This is a genomic window from Streptomyces sp. SCSIO ZS0520, assembly GCF_025643355.1.
GTDB lineage: Bacteria > Actinomycetota > Actinomycetes > Streptomycetales > Streptomycetaceae > Streptomyces > Streptomyces physcomitrii.
This window is the reverse complement of sequence record NZ_CP092644.1, coordinates 5,519,230-5,540,008: the sequence shown is the minus strand read 5'-3', so window position 1 is coordinate 5,540,008 and position 20,779 is coordinate 5,519,230. Positions and strand designations below refer to the sequence as shown.

General features: G+C 73.5%; 17 protein-coding genes. 6 read left to right on the top strand and 11 right to left on the bottom strand.

The genetic code is table 11. From position 1 onward, the window contains the following. Positions 1–7: 7 nt before the first annotated feature. Positions 8–1,258 (bottom strand): PQQ-binding-like beta-propeller repeat protein, encoded by a 1,251-nt coding sequence (locus tag MID12_RS22100; protein ID WP_263170190.1) that lies wholly within the window; start codon positions 1,256–1,258, stop codon positions 8–10. Positions 1,259–1,539: 281 nt separating this feature from the next. On the opposite strand from MID12_RS22100, the gene MID12_RS22095 reads away from it, so the two are divergent. From MID12_RS22095 to MID12_RS22085, 3 genes are all read left to right on the top strand, one after another. Continuing rightward, positions 1,540–2,601, top strand: a complete 1,062-nt coding sequence (locus MID12_RS22095) for a LacI family DNA-binding transcriptional regulator (protein WP_040258072.1) — start codon at positions 1,540–1,542, stop codon at positions 2,599–2,601. A gap of 129 nt (positions 2,602–2,730) precedes the next feature. After that, positions 2,731–3,516: a sugar phosphate isomerase/epimerase family protein gene (locus tag MID12_RS22090; protein WP_263173361.1), complete on the top strand. Its 786-nt coding sequence runs from the start codon at positions 2,731–2,733 to the stop codon at positions 3,514–3,516. A 311-nt stretch (positions 3,517–3,827) separates the two neighbouring features. Next, on the top strand, positions 3,828–5,663 hold the full coding sequence (locus tag MID12_RS22085; RefSeq protein WP_040253308.1) for a glycoside hydrolase family 3 protein: 1,836 nt from the start codon (positions 3,828–3,830) through the stop codon (positions 5,661–5,663). 122 nt (positions 5,664–5,785) lie between these two features. Here MID12_RS22085 and MID12_RS22080 read toward each other — a convergent pair whose 3' ends face one another. Continuing rightward, complete coding sequence (locus MID12_RS22080) at positions 5,786–5,959, bottom strand: CsbD family protein (RefSeq protein WP_070083145.1); 174 nt, start codon at positions 5,957–5,959, stop codon at positions 5,786–5,788. 354 nt (positions 5,960–6,313) lie between these two features. On the opposite strand from MID12_RS22080, the gene MID12_RS22075 reads away from it, so the two are divergent. After that, entirely contained in the window at positions 6,314–6,661 is a 348-nt protein-coding gene (locus MID12_RS22075) for a PRC-barrel domain containing protein (RefSeq protein WP_263170185.1), read from the top strand. An 18-nt stretch (positions 6,662–6,679) separates the two neighbouring features. Here MID12_RS22075 and MID12_RS22070 read toward each other — a convergent pair whose 3' ends face one another. The 5 genes from MID12_RS22070 to MID12_RS22050 form a co-directional block, all read right to left on the bottom strand. Further along, positions 6,680–7,621: a YihY/virulence factor BrkB family protein gene (locus MID12_RS22070; RefSeq protein ID WP_052482536.1), complete on the bottom strand. Its 942-nt coding sequence runs from the start codon at positions 7,619–7,621 to the stop codon at positions 6,680–6,682. Between the two features lie 395 nt (positions 7,622–8,016). Beyond that, positions 8,017–9,438: a S28 family serine protease gene (locus MID12_RS22065; RefSeq protein WP_040253303.1), complete on the bottom strand. Its 1,422-nt coding sequence runs from the start codon at positions 9,436–9,438 to the stop codon at positions 8,017–8,019. Between the two features lie 243 nt (positions 9,439–9,681). Beyond that, on the bottom strand, positions 9,682–10,089 hold the full coding sequence (locus MID12_RS22060; protein ID WP_263170182.1) for a hypothetical protein: 408 nt from the start codon (positions 10,087–10,089) through the stop codon (positions 9,682–9,684). Between the two features lie 129 nt (positions 10,090–10,218). Beyond that, on the bottom strand, positions 10,219–14,016 hold the full coding sequence (locus MID12_RS22055; protein WP_263170180.1) for an ABC transporter ATP-binding protein: 3,798 nt from the start codon (positions 14,014–14,016) through the stop codon (positions 10,219–10,221). Between the two features lie 125 nt (positions 14,017–14,141). Beyond that, on the bottom strand, positions 14,142–14,888 hold the full coding sequence (locus MID12_RS22050) for an SDR family oxidoreductase (RefSeq protein ID WP_040253297.1): 747 nt from the start codon (positions 14,886–14,888) through the stop codon (positions 14,142–14,144). A gap of 115 nt (positions 14,889–15,003) precedes the next feature. On the opposite strand from MID12_RS22050, the gene MID12_RS22045 reads away from it, so the two are divergent. After that, complete coding sequence (locus MID12_RS22045; RefSeq protein WP_263170177.1) at positions 15,004–15,405, top strand: MarR family winged helix-turn-helix transcriptional regulator; 402 nt, start codon at positions 15,004–15,006, stop codon at positions 15,403–15,405. Positions 15,406–15,408: 3 nt separating this feature from the next. Here the strand turns inward: MID12_RS22045 and MID12_RS22040 are convergent, their stop codons facing one another. After that, positions 15,409–16,389, bottom strand: a complete 981-nt coding sequence (locus tag MID12_RS22040; protein ID WP_052482534.1) for a serine hydrolase — start codon at positions 16,387–16,389, stop codon at positions 15,409–15,411. Between the two features lie 335 nt (positions 16,390–16,724). Next, positions 16,725–17,765, bottom strand: a complete 1,041-nt coding sequence (gene speB / locus MID12_RS22035) for an agmatinase (RefSeq protein WP_263170171.1) — start codon at positions 17,763–17,765, stop codon at positions 16,725–16,727. 330 nt (positions 17,766–18,095) lie between these two features. Between speB and MID12_RS22030 the strand changes: the two genes are divergently transcribed. Beyond that, positions 18,096–18,884, top strand: a complete 789-nt coding sequence (locus tag MID12_RS22030) for a phosphatase (protein ID WP_040258062.1) — start codon at positions 18,096–18,098, stop codon at positions 18,882–18,884. Between the two features lie 122 nt (positions 18,885–19,006). On the opposite strand, the gene MID12_RS22025 is transcribed toward MID12_RS22030, so the two are convergent. Continuing rightward, positions 19,007–19,903, bottom strand: coding sequence for a GNAT family N-acetyltransferase (locus MID12_RS22025; RefSeq protein WP_263170166.1), 897 nt, complete (start codon positions 19,901–19,903; stop codon positions 19,007–19,009). Between the two features lie 185 nt (positions 19,904–20,088). After that, on the bottom strand, positions 20,089–20,691 hold the full coding sequence (locus MID12_RS22020; RefSeq protein ID WP_263170164.1) for a TetR/AcrR family transcriptional regulator: 603 nt from the start codon (positions 20,689–20,691) through the stop codon (positions 20,089–20,091). Between the last annotated feature and the right edge of the window lie 88 nt (positions 20,692–20,779).

The following is a 20,779-nucleotide window of genomic DNA, read 5'->3' as shown; positions in this document are numbered from 1 at the left end:
GGCCCGCTCAGCCCTTGCCGAAGCCGATCAGGAAGCCCTCCGCGGCCGGGGCGAAGAGCCGCCCCTTGGCGGTGGCGACACCCGGCACCGTCCAGCCGCTCCAGTCCGACTCGGCCCGGATCGGCTCCTGCGGATGCGGGGCGGGCCACAGCCGGTACGACCACACCGTGCGGCCGGTCCTGGCGTCCAGGACCACCAACTGCCCGTCGGCGTCGGACACATGGACCTGGTTCTTCGCGACCAGGCGCACGGTGGCCGCCCCGACCGGGCTCGTGTACGTCCAGGCCGTCTTGTACGTGGCGGTGTCCAGCGCCTTCACCTTGCCGCGGTAGGCGACGTAGGCGCGGCCGGGGCCGAAGGCGGGGGTGGCGTCGGCGGGCAGCGAGCGCAGCGCCCGGCCGGTCTTCTGCTCGAAGGCGGTCGTCTTCTCGGCCTGGTAGGTGCTGCTGCGCAGCCACAGGGCGCCGTCGCCGAGCACGCCCGGGTTGCCGCCCGGCCCGGAGACGTCGGGGACCTCCATGCGGCGGATCTCCCGGCCCGTCCGACGGTCCAGGAGCTGGTAGGCGATGTCGTCGAAGCCGATCCAGACCCCGGTGGCGTCCACGGCGACATTGGTGAAGCCGTTCTCCGCCAGCGGCGCCCGCCACAACTCGGCGCCGTCCGTGGCCCGCAGCGCGATCGCCTGGCCGCGGCCGTCGTGGGTGTAGAGCACGCCCTCGTACCAGGTCGGCGGGAACTGGCAGTAGCCGTTGCCGAGTTCGGCCCGCCACCGCTGCTTGCCGGTGGCCGGGTCCCAGGCGGTCACCTCGGCGTCCGAGGTCTGGGTGTAGAGCAGTCCGCCGCCGTAGGTGACGGTGGCGTTCGGCCGGAAGGTGAGGAACTTCTGCGGCCACAGGTCCTTGCCGGTGGCGGCGTCGAGCCCGACCAGCTCCATCCGCGGGCCGCCCTCGTCCCCCTGGTCGGCGTTGACGACGGCGAAGACCCGGTTCCCGACGGCCACCGGAGCCGAGACCACCTGGCCGAAGTCGCGCGCCCACAGCTTCTTGTACGGCGCCGCGGCGGTGGCCCCCGGCACCGCGCTGTCACCCCGGGCGGTGGCCCGGTAGCCGAGGGTGGCGTCCTGCAGCTCGGCGGCGGTGGCGACCGAACCCGGCGCCGGTGCCGCCGCCTGCGGACTCGCGGTCACCGCCGTCGCGAGCGCGGCGACCGCGGCCACCAGGCCGAGTCTCGCGCGCAGTCGGCCGGTTGAGACCATCATGGAACCCCCCACGGGTATCTGCGGATACGGAAGAGAAAGCGGTTCCACCGGCGGGGCGGGACCGCGCCGACGGACCGGCAGCAAGCCCGGTACCCCGATTCCCGCGAGTGATCCGCACGTCGCCCCCACTTCTTGTCCGCACTTCCTCCCCGGGCAGTCGGCCGCCGCCCGGATTCCCGGCCCCTTCCGGGAGGTCCCCCGCGGGGCGGGATCCTGCGACACTGGTGCACAGGGGGCCGATGGGCCGCCGGTGACGGTGACGGACGGTGAAGGACGGCGAGATGAGCGTGACCCTGGCGGACGTGGCGGCCCGTGCGCAGGTTTCCCCGGCCACCGTCTCCCGGGTGCTGAACGGCAACTACCCGGTGGCGGGCCCCACTCGGGAGCGGGTGCTGCGCGCGGTGGCCGACCTCGACTACGTACTGAACGGGCCCGCGAGCGCGCTCGCCGCGGCCACCTCCGACCTGGTGGGCATCCTGGTCGCCGACATCGCCGACCCCTTCTTCGGGGTGATCGCGGCGGCCGTGCAGTCGCAGATCGGGGCGAGCGGCGGCCGCGCGGGCGGCGAACGCCTCGCGGTGGTCTGCGCGACCGGCGGCGCCCACGAGCGCGAGCTGACCTACCTCACCCTGCTCCAGCGGCAGCGGGCCGCGGCCGTGGTCCTCACCGGCAGCGCCGACGAGAACCCGGAGCACACCGAGGCGGTCGCGGCCAAGGTGCGGCGCCTGGAGGAGTCCGGCACCCGGGTGGTGCTCTGCGGCAGGCCGCCGCTGACCGGCACCGAGTCCACCGCGCTGCCCTTCGACAACCGGGCCGGGGCCCGCCTGCTCGCCGAGCACCTGCTCGCGCTCGGGCACCGCCGCATCGGCTACCTCGCCGGTCCCGAGGGCCGCACCACCACCCGGCACCGGCTGGAGGGCCACCGCGAGGCGCTGGCCGCCTACGGGCTCCCGGACCCGGAGCCGCTCAGCGTGCACGCCCCCTACGAGCGCGGCGCCGGATACACCGCCACCCGTGAACTCCTCGCCCGCGAACCGGACTTGACGGCCGTCGCGGCGGCCAACGACAGCCTCGCGCTCGGCGCCTGCGCCGCCCTGCGGGACGCCGGTCTCGCGGTGCCCGGCGATGTCTCGGTCACCGGCTTCGACGACCTGCCCTTCAGCGCCGACGCGGTGCCCTCGCTGACCACGATCCATCTGCCGCTCACCGAGGCGGGCGCCCGCGCGGGCCGGATCGCCCTCGGCATGGAGGCCCGCCCCGGCGAGGTGCTCCCGGTGGAGGGCACGCTGACGGTCCGGGACTCGACCGGTCCGGTACGGGAGCGGGCGGCGGCCCGGGGCTGAGGGCACCCGGCACGGTCCGCGAGGCGCCGCCCGGGGCGCGGCGGCCCGTAGGCGATCCTGGAGTCCCGCAATCCGAGGAGCACAGTGAACAGTCCCCGCTTCGCCTTCTCCACGCTCGGCGTCCCGGGCATGGACCTGCAGACGGTACTCGGCCTCGCCACCACCCACGGCTACCAGGGCGTGGAGCTGCGCGCGCACCCGGAGGAACCGGTCCACCCCGGCCTGGACACCGGCCAACGGGCCGCCGCCGCACGGGAGTTCAGGGACGCCGGGGTGGTCGTCAGCGCCGTCGCGGGCTATCCGCAGGTGGCGGCGCCCGGCCCGGACGAGCCGGTGCTCGCCGAGATCCGCGCGCTGGCCCGGCTCGCCCACGACCTCGGCTCCGGCTGTGTACGGGTCTTCCCCGGCGGCGGTACGGCCCCCGGCGAGGAGGCCGACGCGGCGGCGGTACGGCGGCTCGCGGCGGCGGCGCGGGAGACGGCACCGCTCGGCGTACGCGTCCTCCTGGAGACCCATGACTCGCACCGCAGGGCGGCGGACGTGGCCCGGGTCCTCGCGGCCGTCCGCGAGCGGGAGCCCGGCAGCGAGGCGGGCGCCGGACCGCTCTGGGACCTGATGCACACCTGGCTCGGCGGCGAGAGCCCCGCGCAGAGCCTGGCCGCCTTCGGCGCGGTGCCGGACTACGTCCAGGTCAAGGACATCGCCTCGGCCGAGGACACCACCCCGCTGCCGCTCGGCGCCGGGGTGCTGCCGCTGCGCGCGGCCCTGCGCGCCCTCGGCGGCCACCGCTACGGCGGCTGGCTGTGCTGGGAGTACGAGAAGCGCTGGTACGAGGAGGCGGCGCCGCTCGGCCCGCTCCTCGCGGCGGGCCGGGCCCGGCTCGACACCCTGCTCTCGGCCGGAACCGGCGACTGAGCTGCCGCTTTCCCGCCGGGGGTGCCCTGGCCCCGGGCCGGAGGCGGGCGCCGAACGGGCAGCGGACGGCGGCGAACGGGCTCCCGCCATCCGCGCCGGAGACGTCCGGATCTCTTGACTGGCAGAAATTTTCGGGCTATCCGTGCTCCACGGAAGTTTCCTTCAACCAGTCCGCGACCCGTCCCGAACCATCCGCCTGCCGCCCTCCGTTCCCGCAACCGGCAACGGAAGCACGGACGTTGCCGGGCGAGTGCGCCCCGCGCCCGCCCCCGTACCCGGCCGTCGGCGACACCGCCAGCTAAGGAGCGCACGTGCACGACCGAGACTCCGGCACCACCAGACGGACCCTGCTGACCGCCACCGCGGGCAGCGCCGCCGCGCTCACCGTCGGCGGCGCCCTCTCCCCCGCCGCGGCCGCCACCACCCCCGGCAAGGGCCACGACGACCGCGCGCTGCGCCGGCTGCTGTCCCGGATGAGCCTGGAGCAGAAGGTCGGCCAGCTCTTCGTGATGCGGGTCTACGGGCACTCCGCGACCGCCCCGGACCAGGCCGACATCGACGCCAACCTCAAGGAGATCGGCGTCCGCACGGCCGCCGAGCTGATCAGCACGTACCACGTCGGCGGCATCATCTACTTCACCTGGGCGCACAACACCCGCGACCCGCACCAGATCGCCGCGCTGTCCAACGGCATCCAGAAGGCCGGGCTCTCCCGGCCCGGCGGGCTGCCGCTGCTGATCTCCACCGACCAGGAGCACGGCATCGTCTGCCGGATCGGCAAGCCCGCGACCCTGCTGCCGGGCGCGATGGCGCTCGGGGCGAGCGGTTCGCGCTCCGGCGCGCGCGCCGCCGCGCGTATCGCGGGCGCCGAACTGCGCGCGCTGGGCGTGCGGCAGAACTACGCGCCGGACGCCGACGTGAACGTCAACCCGGCCAACCCGGTCATCGGGGTCCGCTCCTTCGGCTCCGAGCCGAAGGCGGTCGCGGGCCTGGTCGCCGCGCAGGTCAAGGGCTACCAGGGCGCCGGGGTCGCCTCCACCGCCAAGCACTTCCCCGGCCACGGCGACACCGAGACCGACAGCCACTACGGCTTCCCGGTCATCGAGCACAGCGTGGCCGAGTGGAACGCCCTGGACGCGCCACCGTTCAAGGCGGCGATCGCGGCGGGCATCGACTCGGTGATGACCGCGCACATCATGGTCCCCGCGCTGGACCCCTCCGAGGACCCGGCGACCCTCTCCCGGCCGATCCTCACCGGCATCCTGCGCGAACAGCTCGGCTACGACGGGGTGGTGGTCACCGACTCCCTCGGCATGGAGGGCGTGCGCACCAAGTACGGCGACGACCGCGTCCCGGTGCTCGCCCTGAAGGCGGGCGTGGACCAGCTGCTCAACCCGCCGGACCTCAAGGTCGCCTGGAACGCGGTCCTGAAGGCCGTGCGTGAGGGCGAGTTGACCGAGGCGCGGCTCGACGAGTCGATCCTGCGGATCCTGCGCCTGAAGGCGAAGCTGGGGCTCTTCCACGACCCGTACGTGAGCCGGCGCGAGGTGGACGAGGTGGTGGGCCGCCGCTCGCACCTCGCGGAGGCGGACCGCCTCGCGGAGTCCACCACCACCCTGCTGGTCAACAAGGAGCGGCTGCTCCCGCTGAGCCGCCGGAGCCACCGGAAGGTCCTCGTGGCCGGCGCCGACCCGGCCTCGCCGACCGGCACCACCGGGCCGCCGACCGCCGTGCTCGCCCGCGAACTGACCGGCCTCGGCTTCACCGCCGACTCGCTGCCCACCGGCACCGAGCCCACCCAGGCCCAGATCGACGCGGCGGTGGCCGCGGCCGAGGGCAAGGACGCGGTGGTGGTCACCACCTACAACGTCACGGCCACCGGCGGCCAGCGCAAGCTGGTGGACGCGCTCGCGGCGACCGGGGTCCCGGTGATCGCGGTGGCGGTGCGCAACCCGTACGACGTGGCCCAACTGCCGGGCGCCGACGCGGTGGTGGCCGCGTACTCCTGGACCGATGTGGAGGTCAGGGCCGCCGCCCGGGTGCTCGCGGGCCGCGTGGCGCCCGAGGGCCGGCTGCCGGTGCCGGTGCGCCGCGCGGACGACCCCACGAAGGAGCTGTATCCGGTGGGGTACGGCCTCTCGTACTGAGGTCTAAGGTCTGGGAGGCGATACGCCTCCTACGGAGACACAGTGCGCCGGGGGCGCGGAGCATGCACTCCGCGCCCCCGGCGCATGTCTGTCGGGGCGGTACGCCGCCCCGGGCCGCGGGCTCAGTGGCCGAAGGCGTCCTTGGCCTTCTCCTTGGCCTGGCGCAGATCGCCCTTGGACTGCTCGGCGCGACCCTCGGCGGTCATCCGCTCGTTTCCGACCGCCCGGCCGAGGGTCTCCTTGAGCTTGCCCTTGAGCTGCTCGGTCTTCGCCTGGTTCTTCTCCTCGGCGGCCATCTGACTCAACTCCCGTACCTGTTCGGCAATGCGGTGCGCGGACATCCGGCGCGCCCTGGCCATCCGGTGGACCGGAATTTCCCCGGGGTGCGCCTCGGTCCGTACCACTCTCCTGTCCGGCACTCCCCGGCGTAAACAAGAAAACCTCCGCCCCGCTCCCGGACACGCATTCCCCGAACCCTTCTCTGCCCCCTTGACCTCGCCTTTCGGGGCTCTCCCCGCATCGCGCGACCCGCCCTTGAATGACTCCCGTACGAAGGGGCACACGGGCTGCCGAGAGGGGCGGCTCCGCTCCTCTCCCGTATTCCGGGAATTACCGCGTACGAAGAGCGAGAAAGCCAAGGGAGAATCCTCATGAGCGAGTACCTCTGGAACTATCAGCCGACTTCCGGTCACACCCCGGACGCCGATCTGACGGGTTACAAGGTCGAGGCGGTCGACGGGCATATCGGAAAGGTGGACAAGCACTCCGACGAGGTGGGCGCGCAGTACTTCGTCGTCGACACCGGGGTGTGGATCTTCGGGAAGACGGTGCTGCTTCCGGCCGGGACCGTGGATCGTGTGGACCACGACGAGCGGAACATCCACGTCTCGCGTACCAAGGACGAGATCAAGGCGGCCCCCGAGTTCGACAAGGACAAGCACCTGGGCGACCCCGCCTACCGGGACCAGCTCGGCGGCCACTACGGCTCCGGGCACTGAGCGGGGCGGGCGGCCGGGTCAGCCTCGCGGGGCCTCGGTCCCGGACTGCTCGCCCGGCATGGTCCGGTGGAGTTCGACGGTGAACTGGGCGCCGGTGAGCAGCGCGAGGTTGGCCATCCACAGCCAGATCAGGAAGACGATGACCCCGGCGAGGGAGCCGTACAGGCGGCTGTAGGTGTCCAGGCCGGTGGCGTACAGGCTGAAGGCGGCCGAGGCGACCAGCCACAGGACCCCGGCGAGCAGGCCCCCGGGCAGGGTCCGGCGCACGCCCCGGCGCTGCTTGGGCGCGCTGCGGAAGAGGATCAGCACCAGCAGGACGACCAGGCAGACCAGGAGCGGCCAGCGCAGCAGGGACCAGACGGTGGCGCCGGTGTCGCCGAAGCCCAGGTGGCGGCTGAGCACCGAGGCCAGCGGGCCGCCGACCACCAGGACCACCGCGCTGCTGAGCAGCAGCAGGAGCAGGGCGAGCGCGGTCAGCACCAGGCGGTGCGCGCGGCCGAGCGGGGTGCGGTGGTCCTCGATGCCGTGCATGGCGTGCAGGGCGCGCCGGAAGACGGCGAGGTAGCTGGAGGAGGACCACAGGGCGCTGGCGAAACCGGCGATGACGACGGTCACCGCGGCCGAGCGCTCCTGGGCGGTCTGTTCGAGGGTCTCGTTCAGGGTCCGCCCGGACTCGGCGGGCGCCCAGCGGGTGACGTCCGCGATCAGGGTCTCGGTGGCGGTGTCGCTGAAGAGCCCGATCAGCGAGACGGTGGTCAGCAGCGCGGGCAGCAGGGCGAGCACGGTGTAGTACGTCAGGGCCGCCGCGTGGTCGGAGACGTCGTCGTTCCACATCCGGACCGGGACGCGGCGCAGCGCGGTGCGGGCGCGGGCCCAGTCGCCGGGCCGGAAGGGCGAGACGGGACGGGACGCGGCGGATGCCGGGCGGGTGTCCGGCTCCGCCGGGGTGTGAGGGCTCATGTCTCTCCGCGGGTGACGGTGCCGCCCATGGTGCGGCGGGCACGGTGACGCACGGGTACCCGCAAACGGCGGGGTTCAGCGCTCCGGGGCGCGATCGGTACGCGAAGGCGGGACGACGCGCGGTGCGGGACGGCGCAACGCGCGGTGCGGGAAAGCGGGGCGCGCGGTGCGGAAGGGCGGGACGCGCGGGTGGGGGCGCGGGCGCGCGGATGAGGTGCACGCCGGTGCGTGCGCGGGCGCCCGCGCCGGGGTACGGCTGCGGGCGCCCGCCCGGCCGTCATCCGTCAGGGACGGCGGCCATGGATGTGCGTGCCCTGGAAGGCAGTGCTTCCGAGGCCAGTGCCTCGAAGGTCACGCCTCGGAGGCCGGTGCCTCGGAGGTCAGAGCCCCGGAGGTCAGGGACGCAGACCGTGGTGCTGCTCGACCTCGTGGCGGTCCAGCTCGGCGTCGTAGCGCGCCAGCGGCTTCGCCTTCTTCGGGTCCTTCTCCACGGCCGAGGGGGCGACGCCCGCCCAGTCGAGGATGCGCGCGGTGGCCTTCGCCTTCTCGTCGGCGACCAGGCCCGCGACATTGGCGCCGTGGTTGGCGCCGGGCGCGGTGAACACGTAGGTGTCCTTGGTGCCGTGGCCCGGGCGGAAGCGCTCGGAGCCCCAGGGGTCGTTCTCGCCGTAGACCCACATCATCGAACGGGCCTTGTGGCGCACCCAGTTGTCGACCTTGCTCATGGCGGCGCGGTCGAACTTCATCGGGATGTCGCGCGGCACGAAGTTCCGCGGCGGCTGGTAGCCGTAGCGGGACAGGTCGGCGACGTGCGGCAGCTTGATGTCGGGCGAGCCCAGCTGCGTACCGGCCTGGTAGTAGTACGGCGTGTAGGGCTCCAGGCCCTGGTCGCTGTAGGAGCTCCAGCCGCCGACCTCGTCGATGTAGTCGAAGAGGGCCTGGTCGGTCACCGTCTTGGCGTCGGGGGCCTGGTCGCAGTCCGCGAGGAGCGAGTACTGCCAGAAGCCCCAGACCAGGTCGAGGACGACGCCCTCGAAGGCCTTGTCGAGGGTGCCGATGGTCTTGAAGGTGTACTTGTTCTTCTCCGCGTAGGCGGCGTACAGCTTCTCCAGCGGCTCGCGGCGGACCAGGGCCTCGCGCTGCACGGCGTTCAGGCGGTCGCGGCACTCCTTGGTGCCGACCTTCTCGAAGAACTCGTCGTAGCGCGAGTCCTCGTCGTTCTTCACGTCGTTGGGGGCCACGTAGGCGACGACGCCGTCCATGTCCTTGGGGTAGAAGCGCTCGAAGTAGGTGGCGGTCATGCCGCCCTTGGAGCCACCGGTGGCCAGCCAGTTCTTGCCGTAGATCGGCTTGAGCGCCTTGTAGATGCGGTGCTGGTCGCTCGCGGCCTGCCAGATGTCGAGCTTGGACCAGTCGGCGGGCTTGGGGCGCGAGGGAGTGAAGAAGCGGTACTCCATCGACACCTGGTTGCCGTCGACGATCTGCGTCGGCTCGCTGCGGCTCGGCGTCGTGGAGACGTTGTAGCCGCTGGTGAAGAAGACGCTCGGGCGGTTGGTGTCCTTGTGCAGCACGGTGATGCGCTGTTTGAAGGTGCCCTTGGACGGGTGCCGGTGGTCGACCGGCTGGGTGTAGTTGAGGACGAAGTAGCGGTAGCCGTCGTACGGCTTCTCCTCAACCAGGCTCATCCCCTTGACGGCGAGGAGCCGGTCCTTGATGTCGTCGGGCTCCGGCTTCGCGGCGGCGGTGGCCGCCGGCACCGTGCCCGCGGCGCCTATCAGCACCGCGAGCGAGAGAACCCATCTGAGTGCCTTGCGCATGCACCCTCCTGTGTAGACACACGTGTGCCCGGAACCTAGCGAAGCCGGGGGCGTGGCACCAGGGGTTGCCGGGACCTGTGGTGCTTCGCCGGGCAGCCGTGGGCCCGCTGTTACACGACGGACGGATACGGAGGGGGCGGGCGGGGGCGTTGGGCCGTGCAGGTGGCGGGGGCGGGAGGCGGACGGGCTCGCGGCCGGGGCCGGAAGCCGCCCGGGCTCAGGGCAGCGGCAGCGGCAGCGGCACTAGCAGAGGATCCACCCCGAACTCACCGACTTGTCCCCTATCTTCCCGCGCACCCAGACGCAGCGGTGTCCCGCGTGCACCTTGACCGGGCCCGCGTGGTACTTGAAGGTGCCCTGGTCCGCGACCGCCGCGCTGCCGCGGGCCTGCACGGTCACGGACATCGCCTGCGGGGTCCCGGCCTTGTCGGCGACGGCGACCGCGCAGACGTAGCCCTTGTCGCGGTAGACGCGGACCTCTCCGGTACGGAAGTGGAGGGTGCGGGCCTTGCGGCCGTTGCACAGTTCGGCGGCGTCGGCGGAGTGCAGCCCGGGCCCGAGGAGCGCGACGAGGCCGCTCGCGCCGAGCACCGCGGCGATCACGACGGGGCCGCGCAGCCGCCGTCGGCGGTGCGTTCCCTTGCTGCTCACTTCTGGATCCCCTCCCCGCCGCTTGCGCCACAGCGTACTGGTGTACGGACGCCGTACGGCAGACCGCGGTTCCCGGCCACGGCCGGGAACCATCGTGCGGGGGCCGCCCGAAGGAGCCCCCGGCGCGGTTCAGCCGGCCGCCTCGACCTCCACCGGTTCGCCGATGAAGGTGCGCCACAGCTCCGCGTATCGGCCGCCCTGGGCGAGGAGTTGGTCGTGTGTGCCGTCCTCGGCGACCCGGCCGCGGTCCATCACCACGACCCGGTCGGCGCGGGCCGCGGTGCTCAGCCGGTGTGCGACGACCAGCGTGGTGCGCCTGCCGGTCAGCCGCTCTGTGGCCTGATTCACCAGGGCCTCGGTCGCCAGGTCCAGGGCGGCGGTCGCCTCGTCGAGGAGCAGGATGTCGGGATCGACCAGTTCCGCCCTGGCCAGCGCGATGAGCTGGCGCTGACCGGCGGAGAGGTTGCGGCCGCGTTCGCTGACCTCGTGCAGATAGCCGCCGTCGAGGGTGGCGATCATCTCGTGCGCCCCGACCGCCCGGGCCGCCGCCTCCACCTCGGCGTCACTCGCCTCCGGCCGCCCGTAGGCGATCGCGTCGCGCACGGTCCCGGGGAAGAGGTACGACTCCTGCGGGACGACGCCGAGGCGGTGCCGGTAGGAGGTGCGGTCCAGGCTGCGCAGGTCGGCGCCGTCGACGGTGAGGCGCCCGCCGGTGGGGTCGTAGAACCGTGCGACCAGCTTCACCAGGGTGGACTTGCCCGCGCCGGTCTCGCCGACGAAGGCGACCGTCTGCCCTGCGGGAATGCGCAAGTCGACGCCGCTGAGCGCCTCTTCCTCCCCGGAGTAGGCGAAGTCCACGTTCTCGAAGGCGAGTTCACCGCGCAGCGAGAGCACTTCCTGCGCCTGGGCGGCCTCGCCGGTGGAGGCCGGTTCGCGCAGCAGCTCCTGGATGCGGCGCAGCGAGACGCTGGCCTGCTGGTAGCCGTCGAAGACCTGTGAGAGCTGCTGGACGGGGGCGAAGAACAGGTCGATGTAGAGCAGGTAGGCCACCAACGCCCCGGTGGTCAGGGTCTGTTCGTCGATCCGGCCCGCTCCGACGATGATGACCGCCACCGCCGCGGCCGCCGAGAGCAGCTGGACGAAGGGGAAGTACACCGAGATCAGCCACTGGCCGCGGACCCGGGCCTCGCGATAGGAGCGGCTGTGCGCGGCGAACTTCTCCCGCCCGTCGGCCTCCCGCCCGAAGGCCTGCACGATGCGCAGACCGGCGACCGACTCCTGGAGCTCGGAGTTGACCACCGAGACGCGCTCACGGGCCAACTCGTAGGCGGCCACGCTCTTCTTGCGGAAGAAGTACGTGCACAGGATCAGCGGCGGCAGCGTCGCGAAGACCACGAAGGCGAGCTGCACATCGATGACCACCAGGGTGACCATGATGCCGAAGAAGGTGACCAGGGAGACGAAGGCGGTGACCAGACCGGTCTGCAGGAAGGTGGACAGGGCGTCCACGTCGGTGGTCATCCGGGTCATGATCCGGCCGCTCAACTCGCGTTCGTAGTAGTCGAGTCCGAGCCGCTGGAGCTGCGCGAAGATCTTCAGCCGCAGCGCGTAGAGGACCCGTTCGCCGGTACGTCCGGTCACCCGGGTCTCGCCGGTCTGGGCCGCCCACTGGGTGCCGACCGCGAGCAGGCCGAAGGCGGAGGCCGTCCATACCGCCCCGAGGGCAAGGGCGTTGACGCCCTCGTCGATGCCGTGCCGGATCAGCACCGGGAGCAGCAGGCCCATGCCCGCGTCCACGGCGACGAGCAGCAGCGCGAAGAGCAGCGGGCGCCCGAAGCCGTGCAGCAGCCTGCGCAGCCCGTAGGAGTCCTCCGGCCGCACCGCGCGGATCTCGTCGACCTCCGGGGTGTCGGTGGCGGGCGGCAACTTCTCCACCTGGGAGAGGAGTTCGGGGGTGGAGGGCATCCCGCCGAGCGCGGTGTCGCGCACCTCGCGGTCCCCGCTCCACAGCGCCGGGGTCACCCCCCGCTCGGCGTCGAACTCCGCGTCCAGCTCCTCGCGTACGGTGCCGCGGCCGCCGGAGTAGGAGGGGCACTCGCACACCTCGGGATCCGTCTCGCGGGCGTGCCCGTGGTGGCCGGGGGAGGCGGCGCCGAGCTCCTCGGGGTCGGTCAGGAGCCTGCGGTAGAGGGCGGAGCGGGCGGTCAGTTCCTCGTGGGTGCCGAGGTCGGCGAGGCGTCCGCCGTCCAGGACCGCGATCCGGTCGGCGAGGTTCAGGGTGGAGCGGCGGTGCGCGATCAGCAGGGTGGTGCGCCCTGCCATCACCGAGCGCAGCGCCTCGTGGATCTCGTGCTCGACCCGGGCGTCCACCGCGGAGGTGGCGTCGTCCAGGACGAGGAGGCGGGGGTCGGTCAGCAGGGCGCGGGCGAGGGCCACCCGCTGGCGCTGGCCGCCGGAGAGGGTGAGCCCGTGCTCGCCGACGGTGGTCTCGTAGCCCTCGGGCAGCTCCCTGATGAAACGGTCCGCCTGGGCGAGCCGCGCCGCCGCCTCGATCTGCTCCGAGGTGGCGCCGGGCAGGCCGTAGGCGATGTTGGCGCGCACGGTGTCGGAGAAGAGGAAGCTGTCCTCGGGCACCAGGCCGATCGCCGCGCGCAGCGAGCCGAGGCTCAGCTCGCGCACATCGTGGCCGCCGATCAGCACCGCGCCGTGGCTCACGTCGTAGAAGCGGGGCAGCAGCAGCGAGAGCGTGGACTTGCCGCTGCCGGAGGCGCCGACCACGGCGAGCGTCTCCCCGGCGCGGATCTCGAAGCTGAGGCCGCGCAGGACGGGGCGGGCCGCCTTGGCGTCGGTGCCCTCACCGGTGGCGTAGGCGAAGGAGACGTCGTCGAACTCGACGGTGGCGGGGGCGTCGGCGGGCAGTTCCTTGGGGCCGCCCGTGAGCGAGGGCTCGGTGTCGATGAGTTCGAGCACCCGCTCCACCCCGGCCCTGGCCTGCTGGCCGACGGTGAGGACCACGGCCAGCATCCGCACCGGGCCGACCAGTTGCGCCAGATAGCTGGAGAAGGCGACGAAGGTGCCGAGCGTGATCTGCCCGCGCACCGCGAGCCAGCCGCCGAGCGCCAGCATCGCAACCTGCCCGAGCGCGGGCACCGCCTGGAGGGCCGGGGTGTAGCGGGCGTTGAGGCGTACGGTGCGCAGCCGCCCGGCGAACAGCCGCCGCCCCACCTCCCGCAGCTTCCCGGTCTCCTGCTCCTCCTGCCCGAAGCCCTTGACCACCCGGACCCCGGAGACCGCGCCGTCGACCACCCCGGCGACCGCGGCGGCCTGCGCCTGCGCGTACCAGGTGGCGGGGTGCAGCCGGGCGCGGCTGCGCCCGGCGATGAACCAGACCGCGGGTGCCACCGCGAGCGCCACCGCGGTCAGCGGCAGCGAGAGCCAGGCCATCACGATCAGCGAGATGACGAAGAGCAGGACGTTGCCGATGGTCATCGGCAGCATGAAGAGCAGGCCCTGGATCAGCTGGAGGTCGCTGGTGCCGCGGCCGACGACCTGCCCGGTGGACAGCTCGTCCTGCCGCCGCCCGTCGAGGCGGGTGATCGCGTCGTACATCTCGGTACGCAGGTCGTGCTGCACGTCGAGGGCGAGCCGTCCGCCGTAGTAGCGGCGCAGATAGGCGAGGACGTAGACGACGGCGGCCGCGGCGAGCAGCAGCCCCGCCCAGACGGCCATCGACCGGCTCTTGTCGCCGATCACATCGTCGATGATGACCTTGGTGAGCAACGGCACCAGGGCCATCACCCCCATCCCGGCCAGCGAGGCACCGAGCGAGAGCACCACGTCCTTCGGATGCCGCCACGCGTACCCGAAGAGCCGCCGCGCCCAGCCCTGCTCCCCCGCCGCGCCCGCCGGCCCGCTGTCCCCTGCCACCCGTCCGCCTCCCGTCACCACTGCTCTGCCGGAAGGCTGCAACGCCCCGGGGCTGGGATTTCATCCCGCCGCAACAAAACCCCGCCCCGGGGCCGCGGGTGGCCCCGGCCCGGGGCGGGCGGCGGTCAGAAGAGGCCGCCCCCGGCGCCGAGGGCCTGGCCGGTGATCCAGCCGCCGTCCGGCGAGGCCAGGAAGGCGACGACCGCGGCGATGTCCGCGGGCTCGCCGAGGCGGCCGAGCGGGGTGCCCCGCCGCGCCGCCGCCAGGGTGTCCGGGTCGGCGCCCGCGACCATGGCCTCGGTACGGGTGGCGCCGGGCAGCACGCTGTTGACGGTGATCCCGCGCGGCCCGAGCTCCTTGGCCGCCGTGCCCACCAGTTGCTCGGCGGCCGCCTTGCTCGCCGCGTAGACCCCGCTCGCGGGCCGCACCGTACGCGTCGCGCCGGTGGAGATGAGCACGAAGCGGCCGCCGTCGCGCAGGCGCCGGGCGGACTCGCGCAGCAGCAGGAAGGTGGCGCGCGCGTTCACCGTGAAGAGCAGCTCGAAGTCCTCGTCGCTCGCCTCGGCGAGGGGGGCGAACCGGGCCAGGCCCGCGTTGCCGACCAGGATGTCGACTCCGCCGTAGGCCTCCTCCGCCGCCGTGAACAGGCGCCGCACCTCGGCCGGTCGGGACACATCGGCGCGTACCGCCGCGGCCCGGCCGCCGGACTCCTCGATACGGGAGACCACCTCGGCGGCGGCCCGGGCGTCGGAGCGGTAGTTGACCACCACCCGGGCGCCGTCGGCGGCGAGCCGCTCGGCGATGCCGCGTCCGATGCCCCGCGAGGCTCCGGTGACCAGGGCGACCCGGCCGTCCAGCGTTGCTGTTCCCATAGGTCCCACTCGCTCCGCTCGCGCCCGGCCGCCAGTCGGGGCCCGGGCAGATTAGTTGAGATGCTCGACTAAATTAGTCGAGCATCTCAACCAATCGCAAGGCTAAGCTGAGCCCATGGAGCCCCGGGACCTCGCCGCAGCCGTGGCCGCACTGCACCGCGAGACCTCCTCCCTCTACGCCGAGGTCGCCCGCGACTTCGGGCTGACGAGCCAGCAGATCCAGCTCCTCTGCATGCTGACCGGCCGCCCCTCCTTCGGCGAGCTGGCCGCCTCGCTGGGCTGCGACAAGACGAACATCACCGGCCTGGTCAACCGGCTGGAGAAGCGGGGCGTACTGGCCCGCGAACCGGACACCAGGGACCGCAGGATCAGCCGCGTCGTCCTCACCGAGACCGGCGAGGAGCTGCGGGAGCGGGTGCGGCGGCAGTTCGGCGCCGCGGTCCAGGAGCGGTTCGGGCGGCTCGGCCCCGAGGAGCGGGCGCGCTACGCCCCGCTGACCGCGGCCCTCGGCGGCTGAACCTCAGGCCGCCAGCAGGGGCGGCGGCTGCACGCCCCGCAGCACGGGCAGCGCCCTGGCCGGTGCCGTGTGGTTGCCGAGGTCCCGGTGGGCGGCGCGGGCGAGGCGTTCGACGGTGTCGACTCCGTAGGCGAAGGTCTTGTTGCCCCGGGTGAGCACGGTCATCGTGTAGTCGCGGCCCGCGCCCTGGAAGGCGCCGAGGCTGTGCACCCGCCAGCCGTCCCGGTCCCGTTTCAGCCAGCCGTTCTTGAGGTGGGCCAGTTCGGTCGCGGGGGCGCCGGAGGGGGTGCCCCAGCGCTGGTCGGGGACGACGGCGGCCATCTCGGCGAGCAGCCGGGCGCGGGAGTCCGCGCCGAGGACGCCGTTCTCGCGGGTGACCAGGTCGAGGAGGCGCTGCTCGTCCCCGGCGGTGACCTGGGTCAGGCCCCAGAAGCGGTCCGGGCCCGGCACCGTGTCGTGCATCCCGGCCGCCGCCAGGAAGGCCCGCACCTTCTTCGGGCCGAGCTGCTTCCACAGCGCGGAGGTGGCCTTGTTGTCCGACCGGGTGATCGAGGCCTCGGCGCGCGCCTCCTCGGTCTTCGTCAGCGCCCGGCCCTCGCGCTCGGCGTCCCAGAGCAGGGCCGCGAAGACGGTGACCTTGACGATGCTGGCCGAGTCGAAGGCCTCGGCCGCGCGGAGCGTGCAGGAGGTGCCGGTGGAGCGGTCGTGCAGGCCGAGGGCGACGGTGCCCGCCCGCTCGCGCAGGGCCGTGCCGAGGTCGCGCTCCAGCTTCGCGGCGAGCGCGGCGTCACCGGAGGCGCAGCGCACCTGGGCGGCGGCGTCCTTGCCGGGCCTGTCCGCCGGGCGCTCGGAGACGGTCCCCGGCGCCCGCTTCGGCTCGGCGGCCGAGGCGGGGGCGGCGGCCAGGGCGGTCAGCGGCAGCAGCACTCCGGCGGCGACGGTGCCCGCGAGGGTGCGGGCGCACCGGGACAGCGGACGAGGCATCGGAACTCCCTTGCTCCTGTGACCGGGGCGAGGGCGTTCCGGTGCCCACTGCACCGGCGCCGGGAGTTCCGGGATCCACTCGCCGTACGACGGCTGCCAGTGTGGGCGAAAAGGGGCATCCGGTGCTGTAGTGCACCTCTCAGCGGGAGCGAGGACGCCGCCCGGGGCCCGTCAGGAGGCCTCGGGCGGCGCGCCGATGTGAGCGGGCTCTCCTCCCGGCGGAGGGTTCGCCGCCCGCGGGGCGAAGATCGACTTGCGTACGGGGCGGGGCCCTGCCCGGGCGACGGCGCGCGGGGGCGGAGTGTCCCGTCCGGGCGGGCCCGGTGCCGCACCGCTCAGCGCGAGGCCCCGATCTGCCGCGCCATGATCGTCGTCAGCTCGTACGCCGTGTGCGAGGCGGCGACCGAGGTGATCTCGGCGTGGTCGTAGGCGGGGGCGACCTCCACCACGTCGGCGGAGACCAGGCGGCAGGAGGCGAGGCCGCGCAGGATCTCCAGGAGTTCGCGGGAGGTCAGGCCGCCCGCCTCGGGGGTGCCGGTGCCGGGCGCGTGCGCGGGGTCCAGGACGTCGATGTCGATGGAGATGTACAGGGGGCGGTCGCCGATGCGCTGCCGCAGCTGGTCGGTGATCTCGTCCACGCCGCGGCGCATCACATCGGCGGAGGTCACGATGCCGAAGCCCATCTTGGCGTCGTCGTCGAGGTCCTTCTTGCCGTACAGCGGACCGCGGGTGCCCACGTGGGAGAGCGCCTCGGTGTCGAGGATGCCCTCCTCCACGGCCCGCCGGAACGGGGTGCCGTGGGTGTACTCCGCGCCGAAGTAGGTGTCCCAGGTGTCCAGATGGGCGTCGAAGTGGAGCAGGGCGACCGGGCCGTGCTTCTTGGCGACCGAGCGCAGCAGCGGCAGCGCGATGGTGTGGTCGCCGCCCAGGGTCATCAGGCGGGCGCCGGTGGAGAGCAGTTCGTCCGCGGCGGCCTCGACGGTGTCCACGGCCTCCTCGATGCGGAAGGGGTTGGCCGCGAGGTCCCCGGCGTCCGCGACCTGGGCGAGCGCGAAGGGCGAGGCGTCCTGCGCCGGGTTGTACGGGCGCAGCAGCCGCGAGGCCTCCCGGATGGCGTTGCCGCCGAAGCGGGCGCCGGGCCGGTAGGAGACCCCGGAGTCGAAGGGCACCCCGACCACGGCGACATCGGCCCGGCCCACCTCGTCGAGGCGCGGCAGCCGGGCGAAGGTCGCCGGGCCCGCGAAGCGCGGCACGCGGGAGGAGTCAACGGGACCGACGGCGACCTGGGCGGCGTGCGCGGCAGGGGTGGCGGGGCCGGTGGGTCCGTCCGGGGTGCCGCGCTCGCCGGGGGCCGGGCTGGTCTCGCTGCTGCTCATCTGACAGGCCTTCTTTCGTACGCTTCCTTGCGTTTCTGCACGATACCGGGGCCCCGCCGGGGGCCGGACCACGGCGCTGAAGTGTACGTTTCCGGCCGATCGGGACCCGAGGGGAGCGTGCGGGCCCGGCTGCCCGCCCCACCGGACGGCGCTCGCGCCGGGGCGCGTACGACCCGTCCGGGCGACCCGCACGCCCCCGCGCGGAAGGCGCCCCGGCGGGCGGCCCGGGGCTCACCGGAGCGCGGCCCGGCCCACCCCCGCTCCGTGACCCGTGTCCCAGCAGGGCGGACGGCCCGCGTCCGCTGAGCGGACGGCGGCACAATGGGGGGCATGCCGATACCCGGGACTCCCAGCCGCGCCGATCTCGTCGCCCACCTCGTCCGGACCCGCATCGCGGGCGAGGTGGCGACCCCCCGCGAGAACAACCTCTCCCACTACCGCAAACTCGCGAACGGCGACCGGCACTACTGGCTCGGCCTGGAACTGGGCGACCGCTGGCGGGACGAGCAGGACGTGCTCGCCGTGATGGCCGAGCGCTGCGGGGTCGACGACGACCCGGAGCACCGGCACGGGCAGGACACCATCGACCCGGAGCTGACCGTCGACGCCCTGGAGAGATTCGCGGCCCGGCTGCACAAGGCCGCCGCGAGCCGGCAGCGGGTGCTCTTCGCCACCGGCCACCCGGGCGGGCTGCTCGATGTGCACCGGGCCACCGCGCAGGCGCTGCGCGCCGCGGGCTGCGACATCGTGGTGATCCCGGAGGGGCTGATGGCGGACGAGGGCATGGTCTTCCAGTTCGCCGACGTCGCCATGCTGGAGCGCGGCGCGACCCTCTGGCACACCCACTCCCCCGAGCCGATGAACGCCATCCTCGACGGACTCGCCCGCGAGGGCAGCGCGCCCCCGGACCTGGTGATCGCCGACCACGGCTGGGCGGGCCGGGCGGGCCAGCGCGGCATCGACGCCGTCGGCTACGCGGACTGCAACGACCCGGCCCTCTTCCTCGGCGAGTCCGAGGGCACCCTCCAGGTCGTCATCCCCCTCGACGACCATGTGCGCAGCCCCCGGTACTACGACCCGATGACGGCCTACCTGCTGAACGCGGCCGGGCTGGGCTGAGCGGCCGCCCGGAGCCGGAAACGACGGGGTACGGCAGCGACGGGGCCTTCGCCCCGCCGCCGGTAACCTCTCCCGTGTCTCTTCCCCTACGTCTCTTCTCTTCTCCTACGTCTCTTCCGGCCCTACGTCTCTTCCGGGTACGCGAAGTCGTACACCAGGACGTCGGTGAGCGGGCGGTAGCCGAGGCGCCGGTAGAGGGCGTTGCTGGTGGGGTTGGCGGCGTTCGTGTAGAGCACGACCTCGGTGGCGCCCGCGGCGAGTGCGGCGCGGCTGACCTCGCTCGTCACGGCGGCGGCGTAACCGCGACCGCGCAGGTGGGCCGGGGTGTAGACGGGGTCGATCCGGGCCTGGCCGCCGACGATCGGGTTCACGCCCGCCATGGAGACCGGCGTGCCGTCCGGGGTCTCCCAGAAGGTGTACTGCTTCTCGGCGAAGCGGGTGCCGGCCCAGGAGGCGGCGTCGATCACCACGTCCTCCTCGACATCCGCCGCGAACTCACGGCACCAGCCCATGAGTTGGTGCTGCTCCGCCGCGCCCGCGAGGCGGCCCCGGCCCGCCGGGAAGGGCTCGGGCGGGGTGAGCGTGCCCAGGCGGTGCAGCCGGAGCCGGACGCGGACCGTCGAAAGGGCGCCGGTGTGCCGCCGCCAGGCCTCGGCGAAGGCGAGCGCGGTGGGCTCGTCCGCGGTGACGGAGGGCAGCGTATGGCCGAGGGCGAGCAGGTGGGCGGCGAGCTCCTCGGCCTGCTCGGGGGTGAGCGAGGTGACGCTCAGACCGGCGGGCAGGAAGCGGTGGAAGGCGGCGCGGACCTCGCCCGCCCGCTCCAGCCACCCGAGGACGGGGGTCCGGCCGCCGTACGCCGCCGTTCCGAGGACGCGCAGTTTCTCGGTGACCGACAGCGGGGTGGTGTGCAGCGCGGGGCGCGAGCGCAGGAACTCCCCGGCGTGGCCGAGGAATTCACCGACGTCTGCGGTCAGGTGCCAGCCATCGGATCCGGAGCGGTACGAGCCATCGGAGTGCATACTCCATGGTCTCCGAATCTCCGCCAGTCCCCGAATCTCCGGCAGTCACTGAGTCTCCGTCAGCCACTGGATCCCCGGCGGTCGGCCGCGGATCCGGGGAGCCCTCAACTCCCCGCTGAGAAGCGCACGTTCCTCCGCGCGCTCCCAACTCCCCTCGGCCACCCGCGCATCCGAGGCGCGAGCCCTCAACTCCCCGTCGAGAGCGTCCTCATGAGGAGGCGGCTGCGGCGGACCATCTGCTCGGCCGACTGCTCCGGGTGTCGCAGCCACCAGTTGACCAGGGCGGTCACCGCGCTGACCCAGACCTCGGTGAGGGCCGCCCGGTCCAGCGGATCGGCGGAGCCCGCCGCGGCGAGGGCTGCGGCGACCCCGCGCTCGGCCTGGTCGGCGATGCGGGCGCGGACCGCCAGGGCGGCCTCGGCCGCCTCGCCCTCCGGCGGGAGGGTCCGGTCGAAGACGGTGTTCCAGACGTAGGGCCGGGGTTCGAGCACGGTGAAGACGGCCCGCAGGGTCTGCTCCACCTTGGCCGCGGTATCGCCGGGCCGGGCGAGCACCTCCTCGATGGCCTCCGCGAGCTGCCCGCCGGCCCGGCGCACACAGGCGGCGAACAGGCCGTCCTTGGTCCCGAAGTACCCGTAGACCAGCGGTTTGGAGATGCCCGCCTCGGCCGCGACCGAGGCGATCGACACCGCGGCGTAGCCCTTGCGCCCGAAGGCGTCCGTCGCCACGTCCAGGATCTGCCGCTCGCGCTCGGCCCGCGGTACGCCCTTGGTCCCCACTTCACCCATCGGCCCATCTAATCACCGGGGGTCCCGGGGGGTTCTGGACTGGGTTCCGGACTGGGTCCCGTTGTGGGTCCTGTGGTGGGTCCTGTGG

Excerpts from the sequence above, each read along its gene's own strand:
- MID12_RS22040 (WP_052482534.1), bottom strand. The coding sequence starts at position 16,389 with ATGCCTCGTCCGCTGTCCCGGTGCGCCCGCACCCTCGCGGGCACCGTC.
- MID12_RS22090 (WP_263173361.1), top strand. The coding sequence starts at position 2,731 with ATGGACCTGCAGACGGTACTCGGCCTCGCCACCACCCACGGCTACCAG.
- MID12_RS22020 (WP_263170164.1), bottom strand. The coding sequence starts at position 20,691 with ATGGGTGAAGTGGGGACCAAGGGCGTACCGCGGGCCGAGCGCGAGCGG.
- MID12_RS22100 (WP_263170190.1), bottom strand. The coding sequence starts at position 1,258 with ATGATGGTCTCAACCGGCCGACTGCGCGCGAGACTCGGCCTGGTGGCC.
- MID12_RS22030 (WP_040258062.1), top strand. The coding sequence starts at position 18,096 with ATGCCGATACCCGGGACTCCCAGCCGCGCCGATCTCGTCGCCCACCTC.
- MID12_RS22045 (WP_263170177.1), top strand. The coding sequence starts at position 15,004 with ATGGAGCCCCGGGACCTCGCCGCAGCCGTGGCCGCACTGCACCGCGAG.
- MID12_RS22025 (WP_263170166.1), bottom strand. The coding sequence starts at position 19,903 with ATGCACTCCGATGGCTCGTACCGCTCCGGATCCGATGGCTGGCACCTG.
- MID12_RS22065 (WP_040253303.1), bottom strand. The coding sequence starts at position 9,438 with ATGCGCAAGGCACTCAGATGGGTTCTCTCGCTCGCGGTGCTGATAGGC.
- MID12_RS22095 (WP_040258072.1), top strand. The coding sequence starts at position 1,540 with ATGAGCGTGACCCTGGCGGACGTGGCGGCCCGTGCGCAGGTTTCCCCG.
- MID12_RS22080 (WP_070083145.1), bottom strand. The coding sequence starts at position 5,959 with ATGGCCGCCGAGGAGAAGAACCAGGCGAAGACCGAGCAGCTCAAGGGC.
- MID12_RS22075 (WP_263170185.1), top strand. The coding sequence starts at position 6,314 with ATGAGCGAGTACCTCTGGAACTATCAGCCGACTTCCGGTCACACCCCG.
- MID12_RS22070 (WP_052482536.1), bottom strand. The coding sequence starts at position 7,621 with ATGAGCCCTCACACCCCGGCGGAGCCGGACACCCGCCCGGCATCCGCC.
- MID12_RS22050 (WP_040253297.1), bottom strand. The coding sequence starts at position 14,888 with ATGGGAACAGCAACGCTGGACGGCCGGGTCGCCCTGGTCACCGGAGCC.
- speB (WP_263170171.1), bottom strand. The coding sequence starts at position 17,765 with ATGAGCAGCAGCGAGACCAGCCCGGCCCCCGGCGAGCGCGGCACCCCG.